Source organism: Pseudarthrobacter chlorophenolicus A6, from assembly GCF_000022025.1.
Lineage (GTDB): Bacteria > Actinomycetota > Actinomycetes > Actinomycetales > Micrococcaceae > Arthrobacter > Arthrobacter chlorophenolicus.
The window spans coordinates 3222639-3244109 of sequence record NC_011886.1; the positions used below are offsets into that span (position 1 = coordinate 3222639).

The 21471-nt window shown below is 65.9% G+C and carries 18 protein-coding genes; 2 read left to right on the forward strand and 16 right to left on the reverse strand.

Annotation, left to right across the window (positions count from 1 at the left end; translation table 11 throughout):
- Positions 1-57: 57 nt before the first annotated feature.
- The 4 genes from ACHL_RS14570 to ACHL_RS14585 all read right to left on the reverse strand — a co-directional run bounded on the left by ACHL_RS14570 (position 58) and on the right by ACHL_RS14585 (position 3130).
- Positions 58-912, reverse strand: a complete 855-nt coding sequence (locus ACHL_RS14570; RefSeq protein ID WP_050767098.1) for an SGNH/GDSL hydrolase family protein — start codon at positions 910-912, stop codon at positions 58-60.
- A 133-nt stretch (positions 913-1045) separates the two neighbouring features.
- Positions 1046-1786: a hypothetical protein gene (locus tag ACHL_RS14575; RefSeq protein WP_015938047.1), complete on the reverse strand. Its 741-nt coding sequence runs from the start codon at positions 1784-1786 to the stop codon at positions 1046-1048.
- Positions 1783-2733 carry an ABC transporter ATP-binding protein gene (locus ACHL_RS14580; RefSeq protein ID WP_015938048.1) on the reverse strand — a complete coding sequence of 317 codons (951 nt, stop codon included), beginning with the start codon at positions 2731-2733 and terminating at the stop codon, positions 1783-1785. The genes ACHL_RS14575 and ACHL_RS14580 overlap by 4 nt, the downstream gene beginning before the upstream one ends.
- Before the next feature lie 22 nt (positions 2734-2755).
- Complete coding sequence (locus ACHL_RS14585; RefSeq protein WP_043794097.1) at positions 2756-3130, reverse strand: GntR family transcriptional regulator; 375 nt, start codon at positions 3128-3130, stop codon at positions 2756-2758.
- Between the two features lie 191 nt (positions 3131-3321).
- Here ACHL_RS14585 and ACHL_RS14590 point away from each other — a divergent pair, with 191 nt between their 5' ends.
- Positions 3322-3606: a hypothetical protein gene (locus ACHL_RS14590; RefSeq protein WP_139187419.1), complete on the forward strand. Its 285-nt coding sequence runs from the start codon at positions 3322-3324 to the stop codon at positions 3604-3606.
- A gap of 84 nt (positions 3607-3690) precedes the next feature.
- Here the strand turns inward: ACHL_RS14590 and ACHL_RS14595 are convergent, their stop codons facing one another.
- From ACHL_RS14595 to ACHL_RS14645, 11 genes are all read right to left on the reverse strand, one after another.
- Positions 3691-4623, reverse strand: coding sequence for a lipid kinase (locus tag ACHL_RS14595; RefSeq protein ID WP_015938051.1), 933 nt, complete (start codon positions 4621-4623; stop codon positions 3691-3693).
- Positions 4624-4981: 358 nt separating this feature from the next.
- Positions 4982-7171 carry an RCC1-like domain-containing protein gene (locus ACHL_RS23410; protein ID WP_050767099.1) on the reverse strand — a complete coding sequence of 730 codons (2190 nt, stop codon included), beginning with the start codon at positions 7169-7171 and terminating at the stop codon, positions 4982-4984.
- 538 nt (positions 7172-7709) lie between these two features.
- Positions 7710-8525: an MBL fold metallo-hydrolase gene (locus tag ACHL_RS14605; protein ID WP_015938053.1), complete on the reverse strand. Its 816-nt coding sequence runs from the start codon at positions 8523-8525 to the stop codon at positions 7710-7712.
- Positions 8526-8742: 217 nt separating this feature from the next.
- Positions 8743-9795: a LacI family DNA-binding transcriptional regulator gene (locus tag ACHL_RS14610; RefSeq protein ID WP_015938054.1), complete on the reverse strand. Its 1053-nt coding sequence runs from the start codon at positions 9793-9795 to the stop codon at positions 8743-8745.
- Between the two features lie 55 nt (positions 9796-9850).
- A complete protein-coding gene (locus tag ACHL_RS14615; protein ID WP_015938055.1) occupies positions 9851-11188 on the reverse strand; it encodes a NosD domain-containing protein in 1338 nt (445 codons plus the stop codon).
- A 23-nt stretch (positions 11189-11211) separates the two neighbouring features.
- On the reverse strand, positions 11212-12162 hold the full coding sequence (locus ACHL_RS14620; protein WP_015938056.1) for a carbohydrate kinase family protein: 951 nt from the start codon (positions 12160-12162) through the stop codon (positions 11212-11214).
- Between the two features lie 31 nt (positions 12163-12193).
- On the reverse strand, positions 12194-13774 hold the full coding sequence (locus ACHL_RS14625) for a glycoside hydrolase family 32 protein (RefSeq protein WP_015938057.1): 1581 nt from the start codon (positions 13772-13774) through the stop codon (positions 12194-12196).
- Positions 13775-13812: 38 nt separating this feature from the next.
- Positions 13813-14865, reverse strand: a complete 1053-nt coding sequence (locus ACHL_RS14630) for a LacI family DNA-binding transcriptional regulator (protein ID WP_015938058.1) — start codon at positions 14863-14865, stop codon at positions 13813-13815.
- Between the two features lie 31 nt (positions 14866-14896).
- The gene (locus tag ACHL_RS14635) at positions 14897-15847 is read right to left on the reverse strand and encodes a carbohydrate ABC transporter permease (RefSeq protein WP_015938059.1); all 951 of its coding nucleotides are present in this window, start codon (positions 15845-15847) and stop codon (positions 14897-14899) included.
- Complete coding sequence (locus ACHL_RS14640) at positions 15847-16734, reverse strand: carbohydrate ABC transporter permease (RefSeq protein WP_015938060.1); 888 nt, start codon at positions 16732-16734, stop codon at positions 15847-15849. Before ACHL_RS14640 ends, ACHL_RS14635 begins: the two co-directional genes overlap by 1 nt.
- A gap of 69 nt (positions 16735-16803) precedes the next feature.
- Entirely contained in the window at positions 16804-18081 is a 1278-nt protein-coding gene (locus ACHL_RS14645; RefSeq protein WP_015938061.1) for an ABC transporter substrate-binding protein, read from the reverse strand.
- 273 nt (positions 18082-18354) lie between these two features.
- On the opposite strand from ACHL_RS14645, the gene ACHL_RS14650 reads away from it, so the two are divergent.
- Positions 18355-19689 carry a NosD domain-containing protein gene (locus ACHL_RS14650; protein ID WP_015938062.1) on the forward strand — a complete coding sequence of 445 codons (1335 nt, stop codon included), beginning with the start codon at positions 18355-18357 and terminating at the stop codon, positions 19687-19689.
- Between the two features lie 225 nt (positions 19690-19914).
- On the opposite strand, the gene ACHL_RS14655 is transcribed toward ACHL_RS14650, so the two are convergent.
- Positions 19915-21471, reverse strand: a complete 1557-nt coding sequence (locus ACHL_RS14655; protein WP_015938063.1) for a dihydrolipoamide acetyltransferase family protein — start codon at positions 21469-21471, stop codon at positions 19915-19917.

Sequence of the window (21471 nt, forward strand, 5' to 3'; positions counted from 1 at the left end):
TTCCTAGTCAGCCGGCGCAGCATCATTGCCAGCGCGGCCATCGATTAAGAAAGCGCCCTATTCCACCAGCGCAGCCCACGACTCCAGGAACTTGTCCGCGATATAGGCGTGCCCGGCGGTGTTCGGGTGCGCGCCGTCGGCGTCGAATCCCGGGCTGTTGGCGGCCGTGAACCAGCGGCTCTCCACGGCGTCGATGAACGGGGCATTCGCCGCCTCGGCACCGGCACGCACCGCATTGTTCACATCCCGCAGGTCCTCCCCCAGCGGCTGCGGCGCCGATGGTCCGAACACCACCACCTGCACCCCCGGCCAGAACCGGCGCGCCGCTTCAATGGTCTGGCGGGTTGCCGCCGTAATCTCACCGGCATCAGTGATCTGGGCATCGTTCTGCCCGCCCTGGAGGATCAGGAGGTTGGGGACGAAGGCCGGGTTGTTGGCCGCGGTTTGCCGCAGCCGGACTTCGTATTCGCCGCCCTGGTCATCCCGGGCACCGCCGCCCCAGGCGAACCCTGTTCCGCCGCGGCCGTCGATGTTGGTGGGGTACCCCAGCGACCCCGCCACGAGGTTCGCCCAGCTCTCATCCGGCTGGTCCGCACCGTCGCCGGCCGTGTAGGAATCCCCCATGATGAGGAGGACGGGACTGGCCGGCAGCTCGATCTTTGCCGGCCTGGCCGTTGAAGTGGTCGTCGGGGTAGGAGAGGTGGAAGCGGGAGCCGGGGAGGCAGCCGGCGAACCGGTGGCCGTTGCCGCAGGGGTGCTCGCCGCCGCCACCGGGGTGGTCCCACCCGGGTCCCGCGGGCCCATGAGGGCCAGCGCGGCGACCCCGAAGGCCGCAACCGCCAGCACCAAAAGTGCCGCGTACTTGATCCACTCCCCCGCAGGCGCGCCCGGGCGCCGACCGTTTCCCCTCACCCGCAAAATCTTACTTGCCGGCACCTGCCGTCGCCGCGCTTAAGACGACGCCCCACACAGGAAAGACGTACGACGCCGGCACGCGGCCGCCGTCGTACGTCCTTATCCTGCGGTGGTTCAGCCCGCTCCCGGTTCAGGCGGGCATCCTGCGCAGGGTGAGGTAGGAACCGACGGCCAGCAGCCCGGTGACCGGGATGGCCCACAGCGTCAGGCCCAGCGAGCCGGTGTTGGTGAACCACTGGCCCACGGCCGGCCAGGCCTGCTGGAACGTCGCCAGTGCGATGAAGCCCACCAGCGCCAGGCCCAGCGCCAGCAGGACGGTGGTCAGTCCCAGGGCGCCGAACCGCTTGAAAATGGTGGCGAACCAGAAGCCGATGGTGAAGAAGAACATGGTGGCCGTGAAGTAGGTCAGCGCGGCGGCGAACGGACCGGCCGCCCATACCCAGTCCAGGTAGGCGAAGTAGCCGTTGATCCCGTAGCCGCCGGTGGCCTGCTCGAACAGCCCCAGCAGCACGAACACCAGGGACATGCCCAGCCCGCTGACCGCCGCGGCCGCGAGGGAGCCCAGGAAGAACTCCCGCCGCGTGAGGCTCATGGCCTGCGAGAACGGGAACGTCATGGTCATGGCCTGGATGCCGATGGCGAGGAAGTACCACAGGGGCGCCTGCGAACCGCCGCCGGCCTTGACCTCGGTGACGCCGGCACCGCCGATGATCCAGAAAATCATGATCGACAGGACCCACGAGCCGCCCAGCACCAGCGCCGGCACCCAAATGAACGTCTGGGTGTTGACGAACTGCAGGCGGACAACGTTGAGCATGCGGTTGCGCGGTACCTGGTGTTGCAGGGCTGCGCCGGAATCGAGGGTTGTCATCGCAGGCTTCCTTCCTGGGTGTCCGCGTGTGAGTTGATTGAGTCTGAGTTGTTGGAGCCGGAGCCGTCCGTGCGGCCGGAGCGCTGCTGGGTCAGGCGCACAATGAGTTGCTGCAGCGAGACGGGCGCCAGTTCGAGCCCGCCAGCAACAACCGCGGCGCGTTCGGCTCCGTCCAGGCGGCCCAGGAAGGTTACCGATGCCACCCGGCCCAGGCCTTCGCGGTGGATGACCTCCCGGCCGTTCACGGCCCGCTCCACTGCAGCGGCGTCACCCACCACATTGGTGGCCAATGCCCGGGCGTCCTCGGCGGATTCGTCCATGATGATGCGGCCGGCGTCGATCAGGAGCACCCGTTCGATGAGGTTGGAGACCTCGTCGATGAGGTGGCTGGAGAGCAGGATGGTCCGCGGGAACTCGGCGTAGTCGGCCAGCAGCCGGTCGTAGAAGATCTGCCGGGCAACGGCGTCGAGCCCCAGGTACGGCTCGTCAAAGAACGTGACCTCCGCCCGAGAGGCCAGGCCGATGATGACCCCCACGGCTGAAAGCTGCCCGCGGGAGAGCTTCTTGATGGTGCGTTTCAGCGGGAGCTGGAAGTCGTCGATGAGTTCTTCGGCCAGCCCCTGGTCCCAGCGGGGAAAGAACAGCCGTGCGGCAGCGAACGCGTGGCGCGGGGTGGCGTCGTCCGGGTATTTCTGGCTTTCCCGGACGAAGCACATGCGGCTGAGGACCCGGGCGTTCTCGTAGGGGTTCTCGCCGAAGACGCGCACCTCGCCGCTGGTGGGCAGGTTCTGGGCCGTGAGGATGGACATGGCGGTGGTCTTGCCGGCGCCGTTGCGTCCCAGCAGGCCGTAGATGGCGTCCTGCTGGATGTCGAAGCTGACACCGTCCAGGGCGAGGGCGCCCTTGTATTGCTTGGTGAGGTTCCTGACCTGTATTACGGAGTTCATCGTGTCCTTCGATCTGGCAGGTTTATGGATTTGCCGGTGAAACGCCGGCGCCGGTGCGGACCAGGTCCGCGACGTCTTCGGGCCCCAGCCCGATCCTGCGGGCCTCTGCCAGCAGGGGTTGCACATACCGCTCCGCGAAATCGCTGCGGCGCTCCTTGAGGAGGAGTTCGCGGGCACCCGGGGCAACGAACATTCCGATGCCCCGGCGCTTGTACAGCACGCCTTTGTCCACGAGCATGTTCACGCCCTTCGCCGCAGTGGCCGGATTGATGCGGTGGAAGACGGCGAGCTCGTTTGTTGACGGCGCCTGCGATTCTTCCGCGATGCTGCCGTCCAGGATCGATGCTTCGACCTGTTCGGCGATCTGCACGAAGAGTGGTTTGCCTTCGTCCATCAGGCGACCTCCCAGCCAGTTGGTTACTTACTTGACTAACTAACCATGCAAGCAGCTGTTTCGTCAAGGGAAAATCACCCCGGAGCGGGCTTACGAAGCGGCGTTAGGCAACCGTGACCTCCGGGCAGTTCCTTACCGGAGCAACAGCCACTACTGTCAACAGCACCATCCGGCTTTACGGAAAAGAGGCGACGATGAGCATCGACATCGGAATTGGTAGCAGCCTCAGCAGCGAGGACGCGGCACACTTTGTGGCCACAACGGAAGCAATCACGTCCGCCCTGCAGCAGGTCCGGGAAATCCACCCCGCGTACAGCTGGGTGTGGACGCACGAGATCCGCTGCCGCGGCTGCCACGCCCGCCTCGAGATACCGGTACTTGCCAGCACCAAGGCCAACGCGGACAAGGCTTTCGCCGCGCACCAGGCGGCGGAGCTGGACGCCTTGCTGGCCGCGGGCGGCGGACCCACCTTCACGTGAGAAGGCGGACGACGGCGGCGCGCGGCCGCCGTCGTACGTTTCCGTTTGACGCCGGCCGCCTCGAAAAGTTCTGCGCCGGGAGGGCTACCCGTCCAGTACCGCGGCCGTGCTGTTCTGCGGCACCACGACGTGGACGGCGTTGCGCTCCACCGTGAAGTCGGCGGGCGTGACCGTGGCGATTTCGCCGTCGAGGTTGACCGGCATGGGCGGATCGGTGACCAGGAGGACGCGCTGGGTGGTCGCGTGGTGCACGTCGCTGCGCTCCACGAAGCTGCCGTCCTTGAGCAGCCGGGCGATCCGCACGTGTTCGCGCAGCCGGGCGCCGGGGATGGCGTAGATGTCGAGGGTGTGGTCGTCAATGCCGGCGGTGGGTGAGACGGCATTCCCGCCTCCGTAGTGCTTGCCGTTGCCCACGGCCACCTGCAGCAGGTTCTCGAGCTCGATGGCCGGGTGGTCTCCCCCGGGGAATTCGAGGCGCGCCTGGAAGGGCTGGTGCCGGGCGTAGGCGCGGACGGCTGCGACAACGTAGGCGAGCGGGCCGAGGCGGCGTTTCAGGCGCGGACTGAGGGTTTCGGTGACCCCTACTGAAAGGCCTACGGAGGCCACGTTGAGGAAGGGCTGGCCGTTGACGCGGCCCAGGTCGATGTCCACCACTTTGCCGTCGGCGAGCGCGGCGCAGGCAGCAGGCAAAGTGCTGGGGATCTCCAGGGTGCGGGCGAGGTCGTTGGCTGTTCCCAGCGGCAGGACGCCGAGCACGGTGCCGGTGCCGGCGAGCCGTCCGGCAGCAAAAGACACGGTGCCGTCGCCGCCGCCCACCACCACCAGGTCGTGGTTTTCGGCCATCACCCGCTCAAGGGTCAGGGCCAGGTCCGTGCCGGACTGGATTTTATGGACGGCTGTGATGGGCAGGCCGGCGTTCCGCAGCATGTCCACCGCCTGGTCCGCCGTCACCGCTCCCAGGCGTGCGCCGGCGTTGATCACCACGGCAACGGACTGGGCGTCTCGGGCGGCTTTCATGGGCTCCATCCTAGGGTGATGGAGCTGGGAGGATCCTGCGTGTTTCCTGTGCAGCGGTGATCTCGAAGCTTAAGTGCCGGCGGCGCCTTCCGGGTAGAGGGCCCGGCGGTCTCACGGACGGGCCCGGCGCCGCCGGCACTTACAAGTAGACGCTTTTGCGGCGTTTGCGGCACCAGTAGCCATTACGTCAATTTCCGCATGAGCGGTTGGGGTGGACGGCCAAGTGGTACTCAACCGTTCTCCATATTTGGCGTTTGGGGCAGCGCAAGCTGGGTAAGGGAGCATCAGAGAACCCCGCGGAAAGTGATATCCCCCGCGGGGTTTCTCGCGTCAGCGGGTGTTCTGCCCGAGCCCCCTGCTAAGCCAGGCGCCTTACATTGGTGAGCCCTTGGACCACCACGGGAGTGCTGCTGCTCGTCGTGGTGCCATTGCAGAGCTGGCCTTCCCCGTTGTAACCCCATGCCCGTACAGTCCCATCGGTGAGCTGCGCGTATGTGCTGAATCCATTCGACGTAATCGCGGCAACTCGTGCCAGACCAATAACCTGGGCAGGTGAACGGGTAACCGTTGTGGTGCCGTTGCCAACCTGGCCGTTGGGGTTGAATCCCCAAGCACGGACTGTCCCATCAGCCAACACAGCGTAGGCCGTGCCGTAACCGGCCGAGATCGAAGCAACTCCAGTCAGGCCAGCAACTTTAACCGGAACGTTGCTGTTTTCTCTGATTGAGCCGTCACCCAATCCGCCGGAACGGTTTCCGCCCCAAGCACGAACTGTGCCATCGCTGAGCAGGGCATACGCACCTCCACCTGAGGTCGTAATGGATGTGACGCCGGTGAGCCCTGAGACCGGGACGGGGGCCGGAATACTGTTGGTCCAAATTGGGCTGGCGGAACCAGTCTGGCCGTCAGCATTTGACCCCCAAGCACGGACGGTTCCATCGGTGAGCAGCGCGTACGCGTTCTGATAAGCAACAGCGATTGACTCTACGCCAGTGAGGCCCCTGACCCGGACCGGCGCATTCCTGTCGGTCGTAGTGCCATCGCCCAATTGACCGTTGTAGTTGTGACCCCAGGCCCATACTGTCCCGTCGGCTAACACCGCATAAGTGGCGAGAAAGGTAGCGCTGAGGGAAGCAACTCCCGTCAGGCCGACTACCTTGACCGGGGTGCTGATGTAGGCGGTGGCACTGTTGAAGGGCGTGGTGGGGCTGCAGCCCGAGGTGCCATTACCCAACATGCCGTCGCAATTGTTGCCCCAGGCCCGCACCGTGCCATCAGCCAACAAGGCATATGCGGTGTCGGTATCGGCAACAATCGAGGTCACTCCTCTAAGTCCAACCACTTGGACCGGAGCGTCGCGGTAGTGCGTGGTGCCGTCGCCCAGTTGGCCCATGTTGTTCTGGCCCCAGGCCCAAACCGTGCCGTCAGCCCGTAAGGCGTACCTGCTGTCGCGACCTTGGGCGGTCATGACCACATCCGTGAACCCCGCTACGCCGATCGGTGCGAGACTGCTTTGAAAGTTGCCATTGCCAAGCTGCCCGGCGCCGTTGGCACCCCAGACGACCGCTGAGCTGGTTGTAATTCCGGGGAGGTAGTATCCGGACACATCCGCAATCAGATGGGAGGTAGCTGCGGACCGGTTGAAAAGGGTCACCTTTCCATCGATGCCCACCGGGACTGTGACAGAGTTCGGAATCGTCTGTCCGGCGTCAAAGTTTACATTCGAGGAATTGGGCCGGCCTGACCCCGACGCGTAGGCCGAAATGAACCCGAACGACGCCGGGCTGGTAACCGTGAGGTTGAAAGTAATGGCCGCAGCATTCGCTGGAATTCCCTTCACCCCACCGACTTGAAATGAGGCCACCCCGTCGGCTCCCACAGCGCCCCTGTTGCGGGTATCCAAAAAACGGGCCGGTGGTACGGGAACAAATGTGCCTGCCGCGGTCGGCGCCCCAGCGAGGTAGTAGCCGGAGACGTCCGCGATCAATTGTGTGTTGCCCGAGGAGCGGTTGAAGAGGGTGACTTTGCCGTCGAGACCCACAGGGACCGTAACGGAGTTCGGAACCGTCTGGTCTGTTGCGAAGTTGAGGTTGGAGGAGTCCGGGCGTGCAGAACCGGAGGGAAAGGCCGTGATGAAGCCGAACGATGTCGGGTTCGCTACGGTGAGGTTGAAGGTGACTGCCGAGACCGTCGTCGGAATCCCGCCCACTCCGCCGATTTGGAAGGATACGGTGTCGTCCGGGCCCACGGGCGCGCCGGTCCGGGTGTCCAGGAGCCTGGCGGGATCAACGGGGACGAAGGCTCCGGGTACCGTCGGACGTCCGGCGAGGTAGTAGCCGGAGACGTCCGCGATCAATTGGGTACTGCCGGAGGAGCGGTTGAAGAGGGTTACTTTGCCGTCGGCACCGACCGGGACGCTGACGGAGTTCGCAACAGTTTGGCCCGCGGCGAAGTTCAGGTTAGACGCGTCGGGCCGGTTGCTTCCCGAGGCATAGGCGGAGACGAAGCCGTATGACTGAGGGCCGGTGACTGTGAGGTTAAAAACCACTGCGGAAGCGTCTGCCGGAATCCCGTTTACGCCGCCTACTTGGAAGGAAACCGTCCCGTCCGGACCCGCTGGCGCACTGTCTCGTGTATCCAGGAACCGAGCCGGCGCCACCGAAACAAAGGCACCCTCAGTGGTGGCGTTCGCCGTGGTTCCCACCAGTGCAACAGGCGTAGGGGCTGGGGCCGCCGCTGTATCCGCCCGCGCACCAGGCACGGCCACACCACACAAGACCAGAAGGACGCCTACAGTGGCCGCCACACGGGCAGTTCCCCTCTTGATCCGTGCACTCGAAAAGACCACGCTGCCCCCAATTGACATGCCGTAAATTGTGGGCAATCCCCCACTAGTTCCTGCGCAAGATACCACGCCCGGGGGCACAGTCAGGTATTCCGCGTCGTGAAGGGTGTGACCCTGCAACTGCTATATGTCCGCCCCGATGAAGCCCCGAGTCTGCCCGGGGCTCTGGCCAGTGGAGTCTGCGCGAACCCAATCCGCCTAAATAGGGGTCAGCAAATGCGTCAAAGGTAGACGCCGCCCGCTAGCTTTCCCGGTGGGTTTCCTGCAGCCTCTTGATGAACCAGCGGGACTGTTCCGGGCCGTAGGGCAGCACGGGGATGGCCTTAGTGGCGTCGTCCGGGGTGTCGCGGATGGACTGGCGTGCCTGGCGGACCGCGGTGGTCAGGGTGTTGGCCATGGTCTTGACGAAGCCATCGCTGCAAGGCTTTCCGTGTCCGGGGATGAGGAATTCGTAGCGGTGGCGCAAGGCGGAGATGTGCCGGAGGGCGTCCGCCCACTCCTCGGGGAACGAGTCCTCGAAGGACGGGTGCGCGCCCTGCTCCACGAGGTCACCCACGTACAGGGTGGTGGAAGTGCCCACCAGGAGATCGCCGTCGGTGTGTCCACGGCCCAGGTAGAACAGCGTGGCGGTCACACCGCCCAGGTCCACCAGGACCGGCTGGTCGCGGACGATCGCGTTGGGCACCACCAGTTCCACATTCTCGCCCTCACCGGTGGACATTTCCGGTTCCAGCGTGCCCACGAAGCGGCGCTGCAGGTCACCGCGCTGGTCGATCTCGGTGGCGCAGTTCTCGTGCGCCCAGAATTCCGTGACGCCCGCTTCGGCGAACACCGCGTTGCCGAAGAAGTGGTCGTAGTGGGCGTGGGTGTTGACGACGACGAGCGGCAGGTGGGTCTTCTCCCGCACCGCGTCCAGGATCTCCTTGCCCTGGCGGGGGCCGCAGCCGGTGTCGATCACCATGGCCCGCTCGGTCCCGATGATCAGTCCGGTGTTCAGCAGCGATCCCTCGGTGACCAGCACATAGTTGCCCGCGCCGACCTCAAGCCATTCCGACATTGTTTCTCCGTACCTCCGGCAAAGCAGTGTGCGTTCGTGTAGTGGTCGATTGTACCCATGGGTCCTTGGCCTGGCCTGTAATAACCCGCGGGGCAGCCTGCCGACACCCACATTTGTTGTCGACCCGCATGTCCGACGGCGCCCGCGAGATCTGGGCCGCGCCGGCGGATGTGCGCGTCGGAACCTGGTTTGCGCAGCGAAAGTGCATGCCAGACGGTCAGGCCCTTGGCGGCGCCACGGAATCGCGCCGCACCAGCGGGCAGTCCATCACGGTGGGCGCAGCCGCCATCAGGGCCAGGTCAGTCTTCCCCTCGATGGCGTCGATGAGCTGCTCCACGGCCCAGGCCCCCATCTCATAGTGCGGCAGCGCCACGGTGGTCAGGGCCGGGTAGAGGTTGGCGGCAATGAGTTGCTGGTCATCGAAACCCACGATGGACAGGTCGGCAGGAATGGCTAGACCCAGTTCGGCGGCTGCCCGGTAGGCGCCCATGGCCATCCGGTCGTTGTAGCAGAACAAGGCCGTGGGCACGTCAGCGCTCCGGCCGCGTTCGAGGATCCGGCGTGCCGCCTCATAGCCGCCCTGCACCTCGGACGGCGCAGACTCCACCGGCGCCGCACCGCCGTCGAGCCCTGCTTCGTCCAGCGTGTTCCGGAAACCCTGAAGGCGGAGGTGGGTGGCCGGGACGTCATCGGTGTTGTTCAGGAAACCTATGCGGGTGTGGCCCGCCTCCACCAGTGCGGACACCGCGGTCCGGGCGCCGCGTTCCTCGTCCGGAATCACCGCGGTGATGTTTCCGCCGGTGGAAACGGAGTCCACCAGGACCGACGGAACGTTGCCGAGGTTGGGCGGCAGGTCAACGCTGCGGTGGTACATGGTGGCGTACAGGATGCCGTCCACCCTCCGTTCGAGGAGGGCCTCCACATCGGCCTGCCGCGACTCCAGGCTGGCCGCGGCTGACGTGTTGAGGATCATCAGGTTGTAGCCTCGGGCCTTGGCGGCCTCATCGGCGCCCAGGATGATCCGGCCCGCGTGCGGGGTGGTGGCGATGTCCTCGCTCAGCAGCCCCAGCATCCCGGTCCGCTGGGTCCGCAGCGCCTGGGCCAGACGGTTGGGTTCGTAGCCGAGCTGTGCTGCTGCGGCCCTGACCTTCTCCTTGGTTTCGGGCCTGACGCGGGCATACGCCACCTCGTTGAGGACATGGGAGACGGTGGTCACGGACACCCCGGCAGCCAGCGCCACGTCCTTGATCCCCACGTTTTTGTTGCCCATCCGTCTCCCACGCCCTCATGGTCTGATGCCGCCCGCGCCACCGGGCCTGTGTCTCCTAGAAACCTACCGTGGGTGTGGCCCGGATCGCGTTGACTGCCCTGTCGGCAACCACCTGGGTGTCGCTTCCGGAGTCCAGGATGGTGTTGCGGGCTGACCCTGGGTCCACCAGGACAGCCGTCACGGCGAGATCCGCCGCCTCCGTTGCCAGCAGTGCGTCCACCTGGGCTTCGAAGCAGGAGTCACTCGACGCAGCGTCCACATCCATTGCCACCACATGGTTGGTGGAGACGAAGTTTCCGGTGCCTGCCGTCAGCCGGATGATGACCGGCGTGGCACCCTCAGGCCGGATTTCGTTCGCGTCCACCACCTCGGAGAAGTGGTTCCCGATGACCGAATTGTTGTTGCCGCTGATGCTCAGCAGCCCGGTGAGGTCATCCAGCCCGTTGTCCACGCCGAAGAACGGCGTCCAGGGCTCGTGGTCGCGGAGGAAGTGGTTGGTGGCCACGAGATTCTCCGAGCTGTTCTCCTCCAGCCGCACCATCCCGGGGTAGAACGCGTGCAGCCGGTTGTTGGTGACGCTGGACCGCGTGACCCCCTTGAAGTGGACGCTGCTGGCGCCGCGCGGGAAAACGTTGTTTGCGGTGACCAGGAGTCCGCCGTGGTTTTCGGCATAGATGGAGTGCCCGCGGGGGCCCGCCCCCACAAGGTTGTCAGTGATCTTTGAGGCCTGCCCCCAGCCGCGCAGCTCGATGCAGCTGCCGCACTCGGCGATGAAGTTGTGGTGGATGGACAGCGCATCCGCTTTGTGGATGGTCAATGCATTCTCCAGGTAGACGAAACCCATGTCCGTGACGCGGAAGGAATCGTTGGCGCTGGCTACGTGGATGCCGGTCTTCCCGTTGGCGTAGGTGTTCTCCGGGTGCCTGCCGGAACCGTCGGCCGTGAAGTGCAGCCCGTCGATGCAGAAGTTGGAAAACTCCACCGAGCTGATCCGGGGGCTGCCCTCGCGCGCCACGAGGAACGCCGCGCCCGCGGCGGAATCCCCGGCGCCGCCGGCGGGAAGGTCAACGATCACGCGGCTCCCGCCGGGCCACAGTTCGTGCAGGTCCGGCCATTCCTCCTCCGGGACGTTGAAGCGGATGCTCGAGGACGTGAAACCGTGCCCCGAGCCTTCGATCCGCAGGAAACTGATGTCGATCAGCACCTGCGTCCGGAGGTGGTAGTCCCCCGGCGGGAGGTAGATCACGGCGCCGGGCTTCCCGCCGTCGTCCACGTCCGCTGCGCCCTGCCTGGCCTTGATGTCGGCGATGATGCTGTTGATGACCTCGCCGATGTCCTTGGCCGGGTTGCCCGCGGGCCATTCCGTGACGTCGTAGCGGTTGTTGCTTGGCATTTGTTCTTCCTTGGTGTGGTTGCTCAGCGGGATGCCGGTTCGTGCTCCGGAACGTCTGCCCGGAGTTCCTCCAGCGTGGGCGGGTGGGCGCCAGGCCGGCGGACGGTGATGGCTGCGGCCTTGGCTGCCATCCGTCCCAGCGCCTCCAGCACCGATGGTGCCAGCCCGTCGGCTCCGCGCATGAGCAGCCCGTAGATCAGGGCGGTCATGTAGGAATCGCCGGCACCGATGGTGTCCGCCACCACGGATTTGAGGGAGGGCACAGCCACCTGGGCGTCCCGGGTGGTGAGCAGGGAGCCGTCCGCTCCCCTGGTGACGGCAACGAGGGCCGGGCCCAGTCCGAGGATCCGCCGCGAGACTTCGTCCAGGGATAGGCGCGGGTAGAGCCACCGGGCATCCTCGTCGCTGAGTTTGACCACCTCGGTGAACGGCAGGAGGTCCTCGAAGATGGATGCGGCTTCAGAGTGGCTGCCGAGCAGGGACGGCCGGACGTTGGGATCGTAAGTGACCGTGCAGCGCCGGTGCGACTGCTCCAGCAGCTCACGCACCACGGAGGCACCGGGTTCCAGGAAGGTGGCTATGGAGCCGGTATGCAGGATCTTCGGGAGGGCCGCCGGGGCAGTCCGGGGCAGGTCCCAGCGGATGTCGAAGTCGTACCGGGCCGAACCGTCCGAGGCCAGGACGGCGGTGGCCGTCGCCGTTGCCGCGGTTCCGCGTGATCCCGGCAGGAGCCGGACCCCCGCGCTGTGGAGGTGCTGTTCGATGGCGGCGCCGTGGTGGTCGGTGCCGATAGAGGTCATCAGGCCGGTACCCACCCCGAGCCTGCCGAGCCCGTAGGCAACGTTCGCGGGCGATCCGCCGGGGTGCTCTTCGGTGCCGCGGGGCGAGACGACGATGTCCACAAGGGCTTCGCCGACCACCACCACGTCAAGGTGCTCCGCGGCGGCGTCGCCCGTGTACTGGTCTGCTGGCATGGTGGCCTTCCTTTAGGTGTTGAGGGGTGGTTTAGCTGAGCGCGGTGACGGTGAGTGCGCGGACAGTGGCCCGCCCGCCGCTGGCAGTCAGCCTGTTCGCCGTCTGTCCGGCAAGCGGGAAAACAAGGTCGGTGAGGACCACCTGGCCGTCCTGCGCGAACACCTCCACCGAGCAATGGTCGACGACGATGCGCAGCTTGAGCACGCCGCTCGCCAGGATGAGCGGGGCTGCTTCGGCCGACGGGAACTTTGGGTGGAAGCCGGTATTCCCGGACTGCCGGCGGTCCAGGATGAGCTCAGCGCGGCCCGGGTGGTAGCTCAGCACCGTCCCGGCGTTTCCGTCCTCACCTTCGAGCAGGTGGAAGTACACCTGCCCGGCGCTTCCGGGGAGGATTTCGGCGTCGATGACCTGGGCCGTGCCGGGGACGGCGTCCGGCAATCGGAAAGCAGCGTCCTCCAGGTCGAAGGGGCCGGAGCGGAGGCTTTCGCCGGTACCGGACAGGCTGGTTCCGGAGCTGCCGCCGCCCAGCACGGGTTCTTGGACCAGCCGGGCGGAGCCTTCATGCGCTGTGAGCCGCAGCTCGCGCGCCAGCGTCATCGAGGAGCGCCAGGGGGCAGTGGGCAGCTGGTTGGCGTAGTCCCAGTTGTTCATCCAGCCGATGATGATGCGCCGGCCGTCCGGGGCGTTGCTGAAGGAGACGGACGCGTAGCAGTCCCTCCCCCAGTCCAGCCAGAGGCAGCGCCGGAGTGCCGCCGTCGCCCCGGCTGCGTCACCGAGCGAACTGACCCCGGCCGGCGCAGCAAGCGAGGAAGCGTCCGCAACGAAACTGACGCCGTCGAAATGCCCCACGAAGTACTGTCCGCCCGAGCCACCCGCCACGGCCCCAGGATTGACGTTGACGATCAGCACCCACTTGATGTTGTCCGGGTCCCCGTCAACGGCGAGCGGAAAGAGGTCCGGACACTCCCACTCACCGGCATCGGCATTCGCAGGGCCGAACTCGCTCAGGAAGTCCCAGGCCTTGAGGTTCTCGGAGCGGTACAGGACCACCTTCTGCTGCTGCGCTTCGACGGCGGCCATGACCCAGTACGGGCCGTTGTCCCCTTCGTAACGGAAGACTTTGGGGTCGCGGAAGTGCGCGGAGTTCCGGCTGAGGACCGGGTTTCCGGCGTATTTGCTCCAGGTCATGCCGCCGTCCGTGCTGAAGGCCAGGGACTGGGCCTGTGTGCCGGCGTGCCCGGATCCGGCCTTGAACGCACTGGTGTAGATGGCCACCAGGGCCGGTGATTCGGCCGTGCCGAAGCCGGAAGTGTTGCCGTGGTCCACCACCACGCTCCCGGAAAAGATGTCTTCCTCCTCGTCGCAGGCGATGGCCACGGGGTGTTCGGTCCAGTGCAGCAGGTCGCGGGAGGTGGCGTGGCCCCAGGACATGTTGCCCCACACGTTGCCGAACGGGTTGTGCTGGTAGAAGAGGTGGTACTGGCCGCCGTAGTACACCAGGCCGTTGGGATCGTTCAGCCAGGTGTCCCGTGCCGTGTAGTGAAGGGCAGGCCTCCACCCGGTGGTGGCGGGGGCTGTTTCCGGAAGTGCGGCTTCAACGCTGCTGGACATGTAGGGCGTTCCTCTGGGGACGTGGAAGGGGCTGGCTGCTAGGCCCGTGGGGCCGCGATGGAGTCGCGGCGGACCAAGGGGCAACCCAGGATGGTCGGGTGGAGTGCCATGAGGGAGAGGTCGGTCTTGCCCTCAACGGCGTCAATCAGGTGTTCGGTGGCCCAGGCGCCCATCTCGTAGTGCGGCAGGGCAACGGTGGTCAGTCCCGGGTGGATGTTCGCTGCAATTAGTTCCTGGTTGTCGAAGCCTGCCACGGACAGGTCCTCCGGGATCCGGAGCCCCAGCTCTGCGGCGGCGCGGTAGGCGCCGATCGCCATGCGGTCGTTGTAGCAGAACAGGGCTGTGGGCACGTCCGCGCGGTCCTCGCGTGCAAGGATCCGGAGCGCAGCCTCGTAGCCGCCCTGCACCTCGGAGACGGCAGACTCGACAGGTGCCGCGCCGCCGTCGAGCCCTGCATCTGACAGGGTGGCCCGGAAGGCGCGGAGCCGCTGGTGGGTTGCGGGGACATCGTCCGTGTTGTTGATGAAGCCAACCCGGGTGTGCCCGGCTTCCAGGAGCGCAGCCACGGCTGCGCGTGCGCCGCCCTCTTCGTCCGGGATCACAGCCGTGATATCGCCGCCGGCCGCCACGGAGTCCACCAGGACGGAGGGCACGCTGCCCAGGTTGGCCGGCAGCTCCACATTGCGGTGGTACATGGTGGCGTAGAGGATGCCGTCCACCCGGCGCTCCAGGAGGGCCTCGACGTCAGCCTCCCGGGACTCCAGGCTGGCCGACGCTGAGGTGTTGATGATCATGAGGTTGTAGCCGCGGGCTTTTGCGGCCTCGTCCGCGCCGAGGATGATGCGGCCGGCGTGGGGGGTGGTGGCGATGTCCTCGCTCACCAGCCCCAGCATGCCCGTCCGCTGGGTGCGCAGGGCCCGGGCCAGGCGGTTGGGACCGTAGCCCAGCTGCTCGGCGGCGGATCTCACCCTGTCCTTGGTTCCGGGGCTGACCCGGGCATAGGAAACCTCGTTGAGGACGTGCGAAACAGTGGTCACGGACACGCCGGCAGCCACCGCCACGTCCTTGATCCCGATGTTCCTGTTGCTCATCTCGCGCATCCTTCTGGTTGGTAGGTGGTGCTCAGCCCTTGACGGCGCCGAGCGTCATGCCGGCCACGATCTTGCGCTGCAGGAGCAGCGTGAGGAGGATGACCGGGATGGAGTAGACGGCGGCCAGCGCTGTCATGGAACCCCAGTCCAGGCCGAACTGGGTCTGGAAGTTGGCGATCACCACGGGGGTGGTCTGCGAACGGATGGCCGTCATGAGGAGGGCGAAAAGGAACTCGTTCCAGGAGGCCAGGAAGGCGAAGATCGCGGTAACGGCGATGCCGCCGGACACCACCGGGATCACCACGCGCCAGAGCGCGCCGAGCCTGCTGCAGCCGTCCACGGTGGCCGCTTCTTCCAGGTCCTGCGGGACGGCCTCAAAGAAGCTGGACATCAGCCAGATGGAGAGCGGCAGCGAGATGGTGGTGTGCGCGATGGACAGGGCGATGGGGGTATCGGACAGGCCCAGCGTCCCCATCATGGAGGCCAGCGGGATGCCGATAGCCACCGGCGGCACCATGCGCGTCACCAGCGCGGCCATGATGAAGATCCGGCCGCTGAGGGTCTTGTACCGGGTGATCCCGTAGGCCGCGGGGACGGCCAGGACCAGCGAAAGCACGGTGCTGATGATGGCTGTCTGGACGCTGTTGATGAACGAGGCCAGCACTCCGCTGCGGCCCAGCGCGTTGGTGTAGTTCTCCAGCGTCCATTCCCTGGGGAGGATGGTGGGCGGCACCGCGATGGTGTCGATGGGCGTCTTGAAGGACGTGAACAGCAGGTACAGGAACGGGAACCCGTAGAGGACCATGGCCGCGGCCAGCAGGATCCACAGCAGGGTCCGGGTGCTGCGCCGGCCTGCTTCCAGGCCTTCGCGGTTGACGCCGCGGCGCTTGCCGGGACGGACGACGGCGGGTGCTGCGGAAGGTGCCCCAGCCGCCTTGGCCGGGGTGCCGGCGTCGTGCTTCATGCGTTCGGCGACGCGCATCAGTTGTCCTTTCCTGGCCGCCAGATGGTGGCCACCGCGAAGAACGCGACGGCGAGCATCGCCAGCAGGTAGATGGTGCCCATGGCGCTGGCCAGCCCCGGATCGCCGAAGCGGATCATGGTGCGGTAAATCAGCAGGCTCATGGTTTCCGAGGCGGACTGCGGGCCGCCGTTGGTTTGGATGAGGATGGTGTCAAAGGCGCGGGCCGCGTCGATGCCGCGGACCACCAGGGCCACGGCGATGACGGGGCGCAGCAGCGGCAGGATGATCCGGAACAGCAGGTCATGGGCGCGTGCGCCGTCCAGCCGGGCGGCTTCGATGAGGTCACCGGGGATGTTCTGCAGCCCGGCGAACAGCACCAGGCACATGAACGAGGTGGTGAGCCAGATGTCCGGGATCGCCACCGAGAAGAGCACGATGTTGGGGTCCGAGAGCCAGCCGATCTGGTTGGGGTTGGACAGGATGCCTGCCTGGTGCAGGAGGGTTCCGATGAGGCCGAAGTTATCGATCATCAGGAACTTCCACAGCAGGCCGGCCACGATGGGGGCGATCATCAGCGGGTACATGAACACGGTCCGCCAGATCTGGGAGCTCTTGCCCAGCATGGTGAACAGCAGTGCCATGCCCAGGCCGAGGGCGAACTCGAGGGTGACCACCACCAGGGTGTAGGCCAGGGTCCGCCAGCCGGCGCCGGTGAAGGCCTCGGAGGCGAAGGCGCGGACGTAGTTGTCCAGGCCCACGAAGTCGCGGGGGCCGCCGGCGATCGGGGAGATCTTGTAGAAGCTGTCCGCCACCAGGCGGAACAGGGGAAAGGCTACGAATATTGCCAGGAACAGCGCCGCTGGCGCCATCAGGAACAGGGCGAAGCGGCGATCGGAGATGCGCACGGGTTTCTCTTCCGCTGGTTGGGGCCGCGGCCGGCACCGGTTCTTGTTCAGGTGCCGGCCGCGGTGGTCTTACTTGAGGAGGTCCTCGATCTGCTTCTTGGCGTCGGCGAGGAGGGTGGCGGAGTCACCGCCGGCCACGGCTTTCTGCAGCATGGGGATCAGGACGGTGTCCACAATCTGCTGCCACTTTTCGGTGGCAGGCCGGGTGGCGGTGGCCTTGCCGTTGAGGGTCTCGATCAGCGGCTTGAAGCTTTCGTACCCGGGCTGGTCCTGGTACTTCTCGAAAGCGGAGATGCGGGCGGCCAGGCCCAGGCTGGATTCGATGCCCTTGCTGTTGTAGTCGTAGGCGCACTTGACGAACTTCTTGGCGGCCTCGGCGTTCTTGGTGGCCTTCGGCACGGTGAGGTACCAGGGGCCGGGGACCCCGCCGACGCCGGCGGACCCGGCGATCATGGGGGCGGCGCCCACCTTGCCGGCCACTGCGGCGTCCTTGGGGATCTGGCGGTAGGCGTGGGCCCAGAAGCGGGTCATGGCCGTCTTGCCCTGATTGAACAGGTTCTGCGCCGCGGCCCAGTCCACCTGGGCGGCGCCGGACGGGGCGTCCTTGGCCAGGCTCACGTAGAAGTCCAGGGCTTCCTTGTGGGCGGCGTTGTCGATGACCACCTTGTCTCCGTCCAGGACCATGGGTGAGCCGGCCTGCAGGACGTGGGCCAGCCATTCGGTTTCCACGGCGCCCTTGACGTCCGTGCCGTACATGCCGTCCTTGGTGAAGAACTCGGAAATGTCCTGGTACTGCTTCCACGTGGTGGGGGCGGCCAGGGCGTAGCCGTACTTGGCCTGGAAGTCCGCCTTGTTCTTGGCGTCCTCGAACAGGTCCTTGCGGTACAGGATGATTTCGGCGTTGGTCCACGCCGGCATGCCGATGAAGTGGCCGTCCACGTTGGCTTCCTTGACCAGTGCCGGGAAGATGTCCTTCTTGGCCTCATCGGTGAAGAGCTCGTCGATGGGCTGGACGGCGTCCTTGAAGCTGGGCAGCCAGACCGAGTCCAGGGCTGCGACGTCGAAGGAGACGTTGCCGGAGGAGAATTCGCTGGAGAGCCGGTTGAACATGCCGTCGTAGGGCAGTTCGACGAAGTTGGCGGTGACGCCGGTTTCGGCCTTGCACTGTTCGGCGACGCCTGTCAGTTCGGCGTGGCCGCCGGCTTCCACCAGGACGTTGACGGTGTTGGTGCCGGCGCTTCCCGACGTGTTCGCCGGGCCCCCTGCGCCGCAGGCGGACGCTGCCAGTGCGACGGCGGTGCAGATGCCGCCAACGGCGATCCTGCTGATGAATGTACGAGTGGACATCTCTGTCGACTCACTTTCTCTCGAACGGAAGTGGTGAGAATGATCTGGGGTGAAAAATCGTTTTGCCAAAACGACTTGGCATTCACCATAGGCCTGCCCGCTGTGGAGTGTCAAGGGTCACTTCGGTGCCAAAAACCGGGCGAAATTTTGGCGTTGACAGCGGCAAGTCCGCCCTCCTAGCCTCGGAACGTCCCGGCGCAACAAATCGATTTGGCACCAGCGTGCCATCGGCCCGGACACCTACCCATCCAACGGCGCATTGAGGAGACACGAGTGACCAACAGGACTGCGGAAACCACAGACCCCGGCCGGCGCAGGCTTTTGGGTGCCGGCGCTGTTGCCACGCTTGCCGGGGCGTTGACCCTGGGCACCACAAGTTCGGCGCAGGCGGCGGACAAGGCACCGGATGCGAACATCTACGATGTCACTTCCTGGAAAATCAAGGGCCGGCCCGCAGTGACGGCGCAGGTGGATATCGGCGCGGTGATCAACGACATCATCGCGGACATCAAAAAGCGCCAGGCTTCTGCTGACAGCAGGCCAGGGGCCGTCATCACCATCCCTCCGGGCGACTACGACCTTCGCACCCAGGTGGTGGTGGACATCAGCTACCTCACCATCGCCGGCTTCGGCCACGGGTTCTTCTCCCGCAACATCAAGGACAATGTGGATACCTCCGGCTGGCTGGACCTGCAGCCCGGCGGCAGCCACATCCGCGTCCTCACTGCCCCAACAGCTCCGCAGGCCTTCCTGGTGCGGCGGGACGGAAGCCCGCGCCTGTCCGGGGTTGTCTTTCGCGACTTCTGCCTTGACGGCGTGGAGTTCCCGCCCGATGGCAACAGCTACCGCAACGGCAGGACAGGCATCGAAGTCGCATCGGACAACGATTCCTTCCACATCACGGGCATGGGCTTTGTGTATCTGGAACACGCACTGATAGTCCGCGGCGCCGATGCCCTGCGTGTCCACGACAACATGATCGCCGAGTGCGGCAACTGCGTTGAACTCACCGGCGCGGGACAGGCCACCATCGTCAGTGACAACCTCATGGGGGCCGGGCCGGACGGGGTCACCCTCCTGGCGGAGAACCACGAGGGCCTCCTGGTTACCGGCAACAACCTGTTTCCCCGGGGCAGGAGCCTGGTGGAGATGAGCGGCTGTAACCGGTGCTCGGTGACCTCGAACAGGTTCCAGGGCTTCTTCCCCGGGATGATGCGGCTCGTCAACAACTGCAAGGAGAACCTGGTCACCGGCAATCATTTCCGCCGGGGCATGGAGGGCTTCCCGCCGTTCCTGGGAAAGTCCAACGGCCTGGACGATCTGTACGGAGTGGTCCACATTGCGGGAGACAACAACCTTTTCTCCAGCAACCTCATCGCTTACGACGTTGCCCCGGACAGGATTGTGCCGGCAGGCGCCCGGCCCACCATGGTCCTCATCGCCGGGGGCGACAGCAACGTGGTGGCCACGAATCATGTGGTGAGCAACGTGGAGGGGCAGAACGTCGTCCTTGACGCTTCCACCGTCCGCTCGAAGGTTCTCGACAGCGGCCCTGCCTCAAGGATCACGTCCTACAGTGCCGATACCGCCATCCGCCCAACCCCGTAGCTGATATCTGCGTCGGCACGGGCCGCCGGTTGCACATGGATCCGGATGAGAGCCGCCACGAGTGAGCGCGCGTTTCCGGGAAAACCGCCACGAGTGAGCGCGCGTTTGGGAGGGGCGGTGGTTGAGCTTGTCGAAACCCGGATTTCGACAAGCTCAATCTCCGGTCGACAAGCTCAATCTCCGGTCGACAAGCTCAATCACCGGTCGAGGAGCTCAACCCACCGGTTAGATGTCCGCCAGGAGGGTCTGCGGGTTTTCGATTGCGTCGGCCACGAAACGGAGGAAGCCCGCAGCGGTGCCGCCGTCGCAGACCCGGTGGTCAAAGGTCAGGGTCAGTTCGGTGACCTTGCGGACTGCCAGTTCGCCGTTGACCACCCACGGCTTGGCGATGATCCGGCCCACGCCCAGGATGCCGACCTCCGGGTGGTTGATGATCGCCGCGGAACCGTCCACGCCGAACACGCCGTAATTGTTCAGAGTGAAAGTGCCGCCGCCCAGTTCCGCGGGGGTTGCCTTGCCCTGGCGTGCGACGTCGGTCAGCCGCCGGATCTCCGCGTCCAGTTCACGGGCGCTCAGCTTCTCGGCGGCACGGACGGACGGGACCACCAGACCCCGGTCGGTCTGCGCGGCGAAGCCCAGGTTGATGCCGTCGAACCCGACGATCTCCTGCGACCCGTCGTCCGCCGTTTCGATCCGGGTGTTCAGCTCCGGGTACTTTTTTAGCCCGGCTGTGACAAAACGGGCGATGAATGCCAGAAGTCCCGGAACCTCGGCACCACTGGCCTTCATACCGGCACGGAGCTCCAGCAGTCCGGTGGCGTCGACGTCCACCCACACCGTTGCCTCGGGGATTTCCGACCGGCTGCGGGACATGTTTGCCGCCACTGCCTTGCGCACGCCGCGGACCGGCGTGCGGGACGAAATAGCGAGTCCAGTGCGGGCATCCTTATCCTCCGGTGATCGAGCCTGTCGAGATCCAGGAACCTCAGGCTCAGCCACGGGGGTTTCGACAGGCTTGGTTTCGACAGGCTCAACCACCGATTCGGTGGTTGAGCCTGTCGAAACCCCGACCGGGGCGGAGATGGCCGCCTCGACATCACGGCGCATGATCAGGCCGCTGTCACCGGAACCGGAGATGTCCCCCAGATCCACCCCGTGCTCCCGCGCCATCCGACGGACCAGCGGCGAAATGACGGCACCCAGTTTGCCTGGGACCCGGGTACGAAGGAGCGCGAGCTCGTCACCGGTGGTTGAGCCTGTCGAAACCCCGGAGGTTTCGACAGGCTCAACCACCGAGGCAGGCTCAACCACCGAGACAGAAGACTTTCGTGCGCGGGTCCGCTTGGCGACCCCGTGGCCGCCCGGCGTCCCGTAGCCGATCAGGACATTTCCGGATCCGGCCTTCTCCTCTTCCCTATAGGACTGGGCCACTTCTTTGGTTTCGACGGGCTCAACCACCGAAGAATCGGGCTCAACCACCGGCTCACCCAACTCGGTTTCGACAGGCTCAACCACCGGAGCGGCGGGAACCGAGGAACCAACCGGCGTCACCGAGATCAGCGGCATCCCCACGTCCAGGGTCTCCCCCGGCTTGCCGTGCAGCTCAGCCACGATCCCGGCGTACGGCGAAGGCACCTCAACGGCGGACTTGGCGGTCTCCACCTCGGCGATGGGCTGGTCCACCTCGATTGAATCACCCACGGCAACATGCCAGGACACCAGCTCGGCCTCGGTCAGGCCCTCGCCCAGGTCCGGCAGCAGGAACACACGCGTCTCGCTCAT

Bases quoted from the DNA above. Each gene is read 5' to 3' on its own strand.
- ACHL_RS14645 (WP_015938061.1), bottom strand. From the start codon at position 18,081: ATGTCCACTCGTACATTCATCAGCAGGATCGCCGTTGGCGGCATCTGC.
- ACHL_RS14625 (WP_015938057.1), bottom strand. From the start codon at position 13,774: ATGTCCAGCAGCGTTGAAGCCGCACTTCCGGAAACAGCCCCCGCCACC.
- ACHL_RS14590 (WP_139187419.1), top strand. From the start codon at position 3,322: ATGAGCATCGACATCGGAATTGGTAGCAGCCTCAGCAGCGAGGACGCG.
- ACHL_RS14615 (WP_015938055.1), bottom strand. From the start codon at position 11,188: ATGCCAAGCAACAACCGCTACGACGTCACGGAATGGCCCGCGGGCAAC.
- ACHL_RS14610 (WP_015938054.1), bottom strand. From the start codon at position 9,795: ATGGGCAACAAAAACGTGGGGATCAAGGACGTGGCGCTGGCTGCCGGG.
- ACHL_RS14630 (WP_015938058.1), bottom strand. From the start codon at position 14,865: ATGAGCAACAGGAACATCGGGATCAAGGACGTGGCGGTGGCTGCCGGC.
- ACHL_RS14595 (WP_015938051.1), bottom strand. From the start codon at position 4,623: ATGAAAGCCGCCCGAGACGCCCAGTCCGTTGCCGTGGTGATCAACGCC.
- ACHL_RS14655 (WP_015938063.1), bottom strand. From the start codon at position 21,471: ATGAGCGAGACGCGTGTGTTCCTGCTGCCGGACCTGGGCGAGGGCCTG.
- ACHL_RS14620 (WP_015938056.1), bottom strand. From the start codon at position 12,162: ATGCCAGCAGACCAGTACACGGGCGACGCCGCCGCGGAGCACCTTGAC.
- ACHL_RS14635 (WP_015938059.1), bottom strand. From the start codon at position 15,847: ATGCGCGTCGCCGAACGCATGAAGCACGACGCCGGCACCCCGGCCAAG.
- ACHL_RS14575 (WP_015938047.1), bottom strand. From the start codon at position 1,786: ATGACAACCCTCGATTCCGGCGCAGCCCTGCAACACCAGGTACCGCGC.
- ACHL_RS14580 (WP_015938048.1), bottom strand. From the start codon at position 2,733: ATGAACTCCGTAATACAGGTCAGGAACCTCACCAAGCAATACAAGGGC.
- ACHL_RS14605 (WP_015938053.1), bottom strand. From the start codon at position 8,525: ATGTCGGAATGGCTTGAGGTCGGCGCGGGCAACTATGTGCTGGTCACC.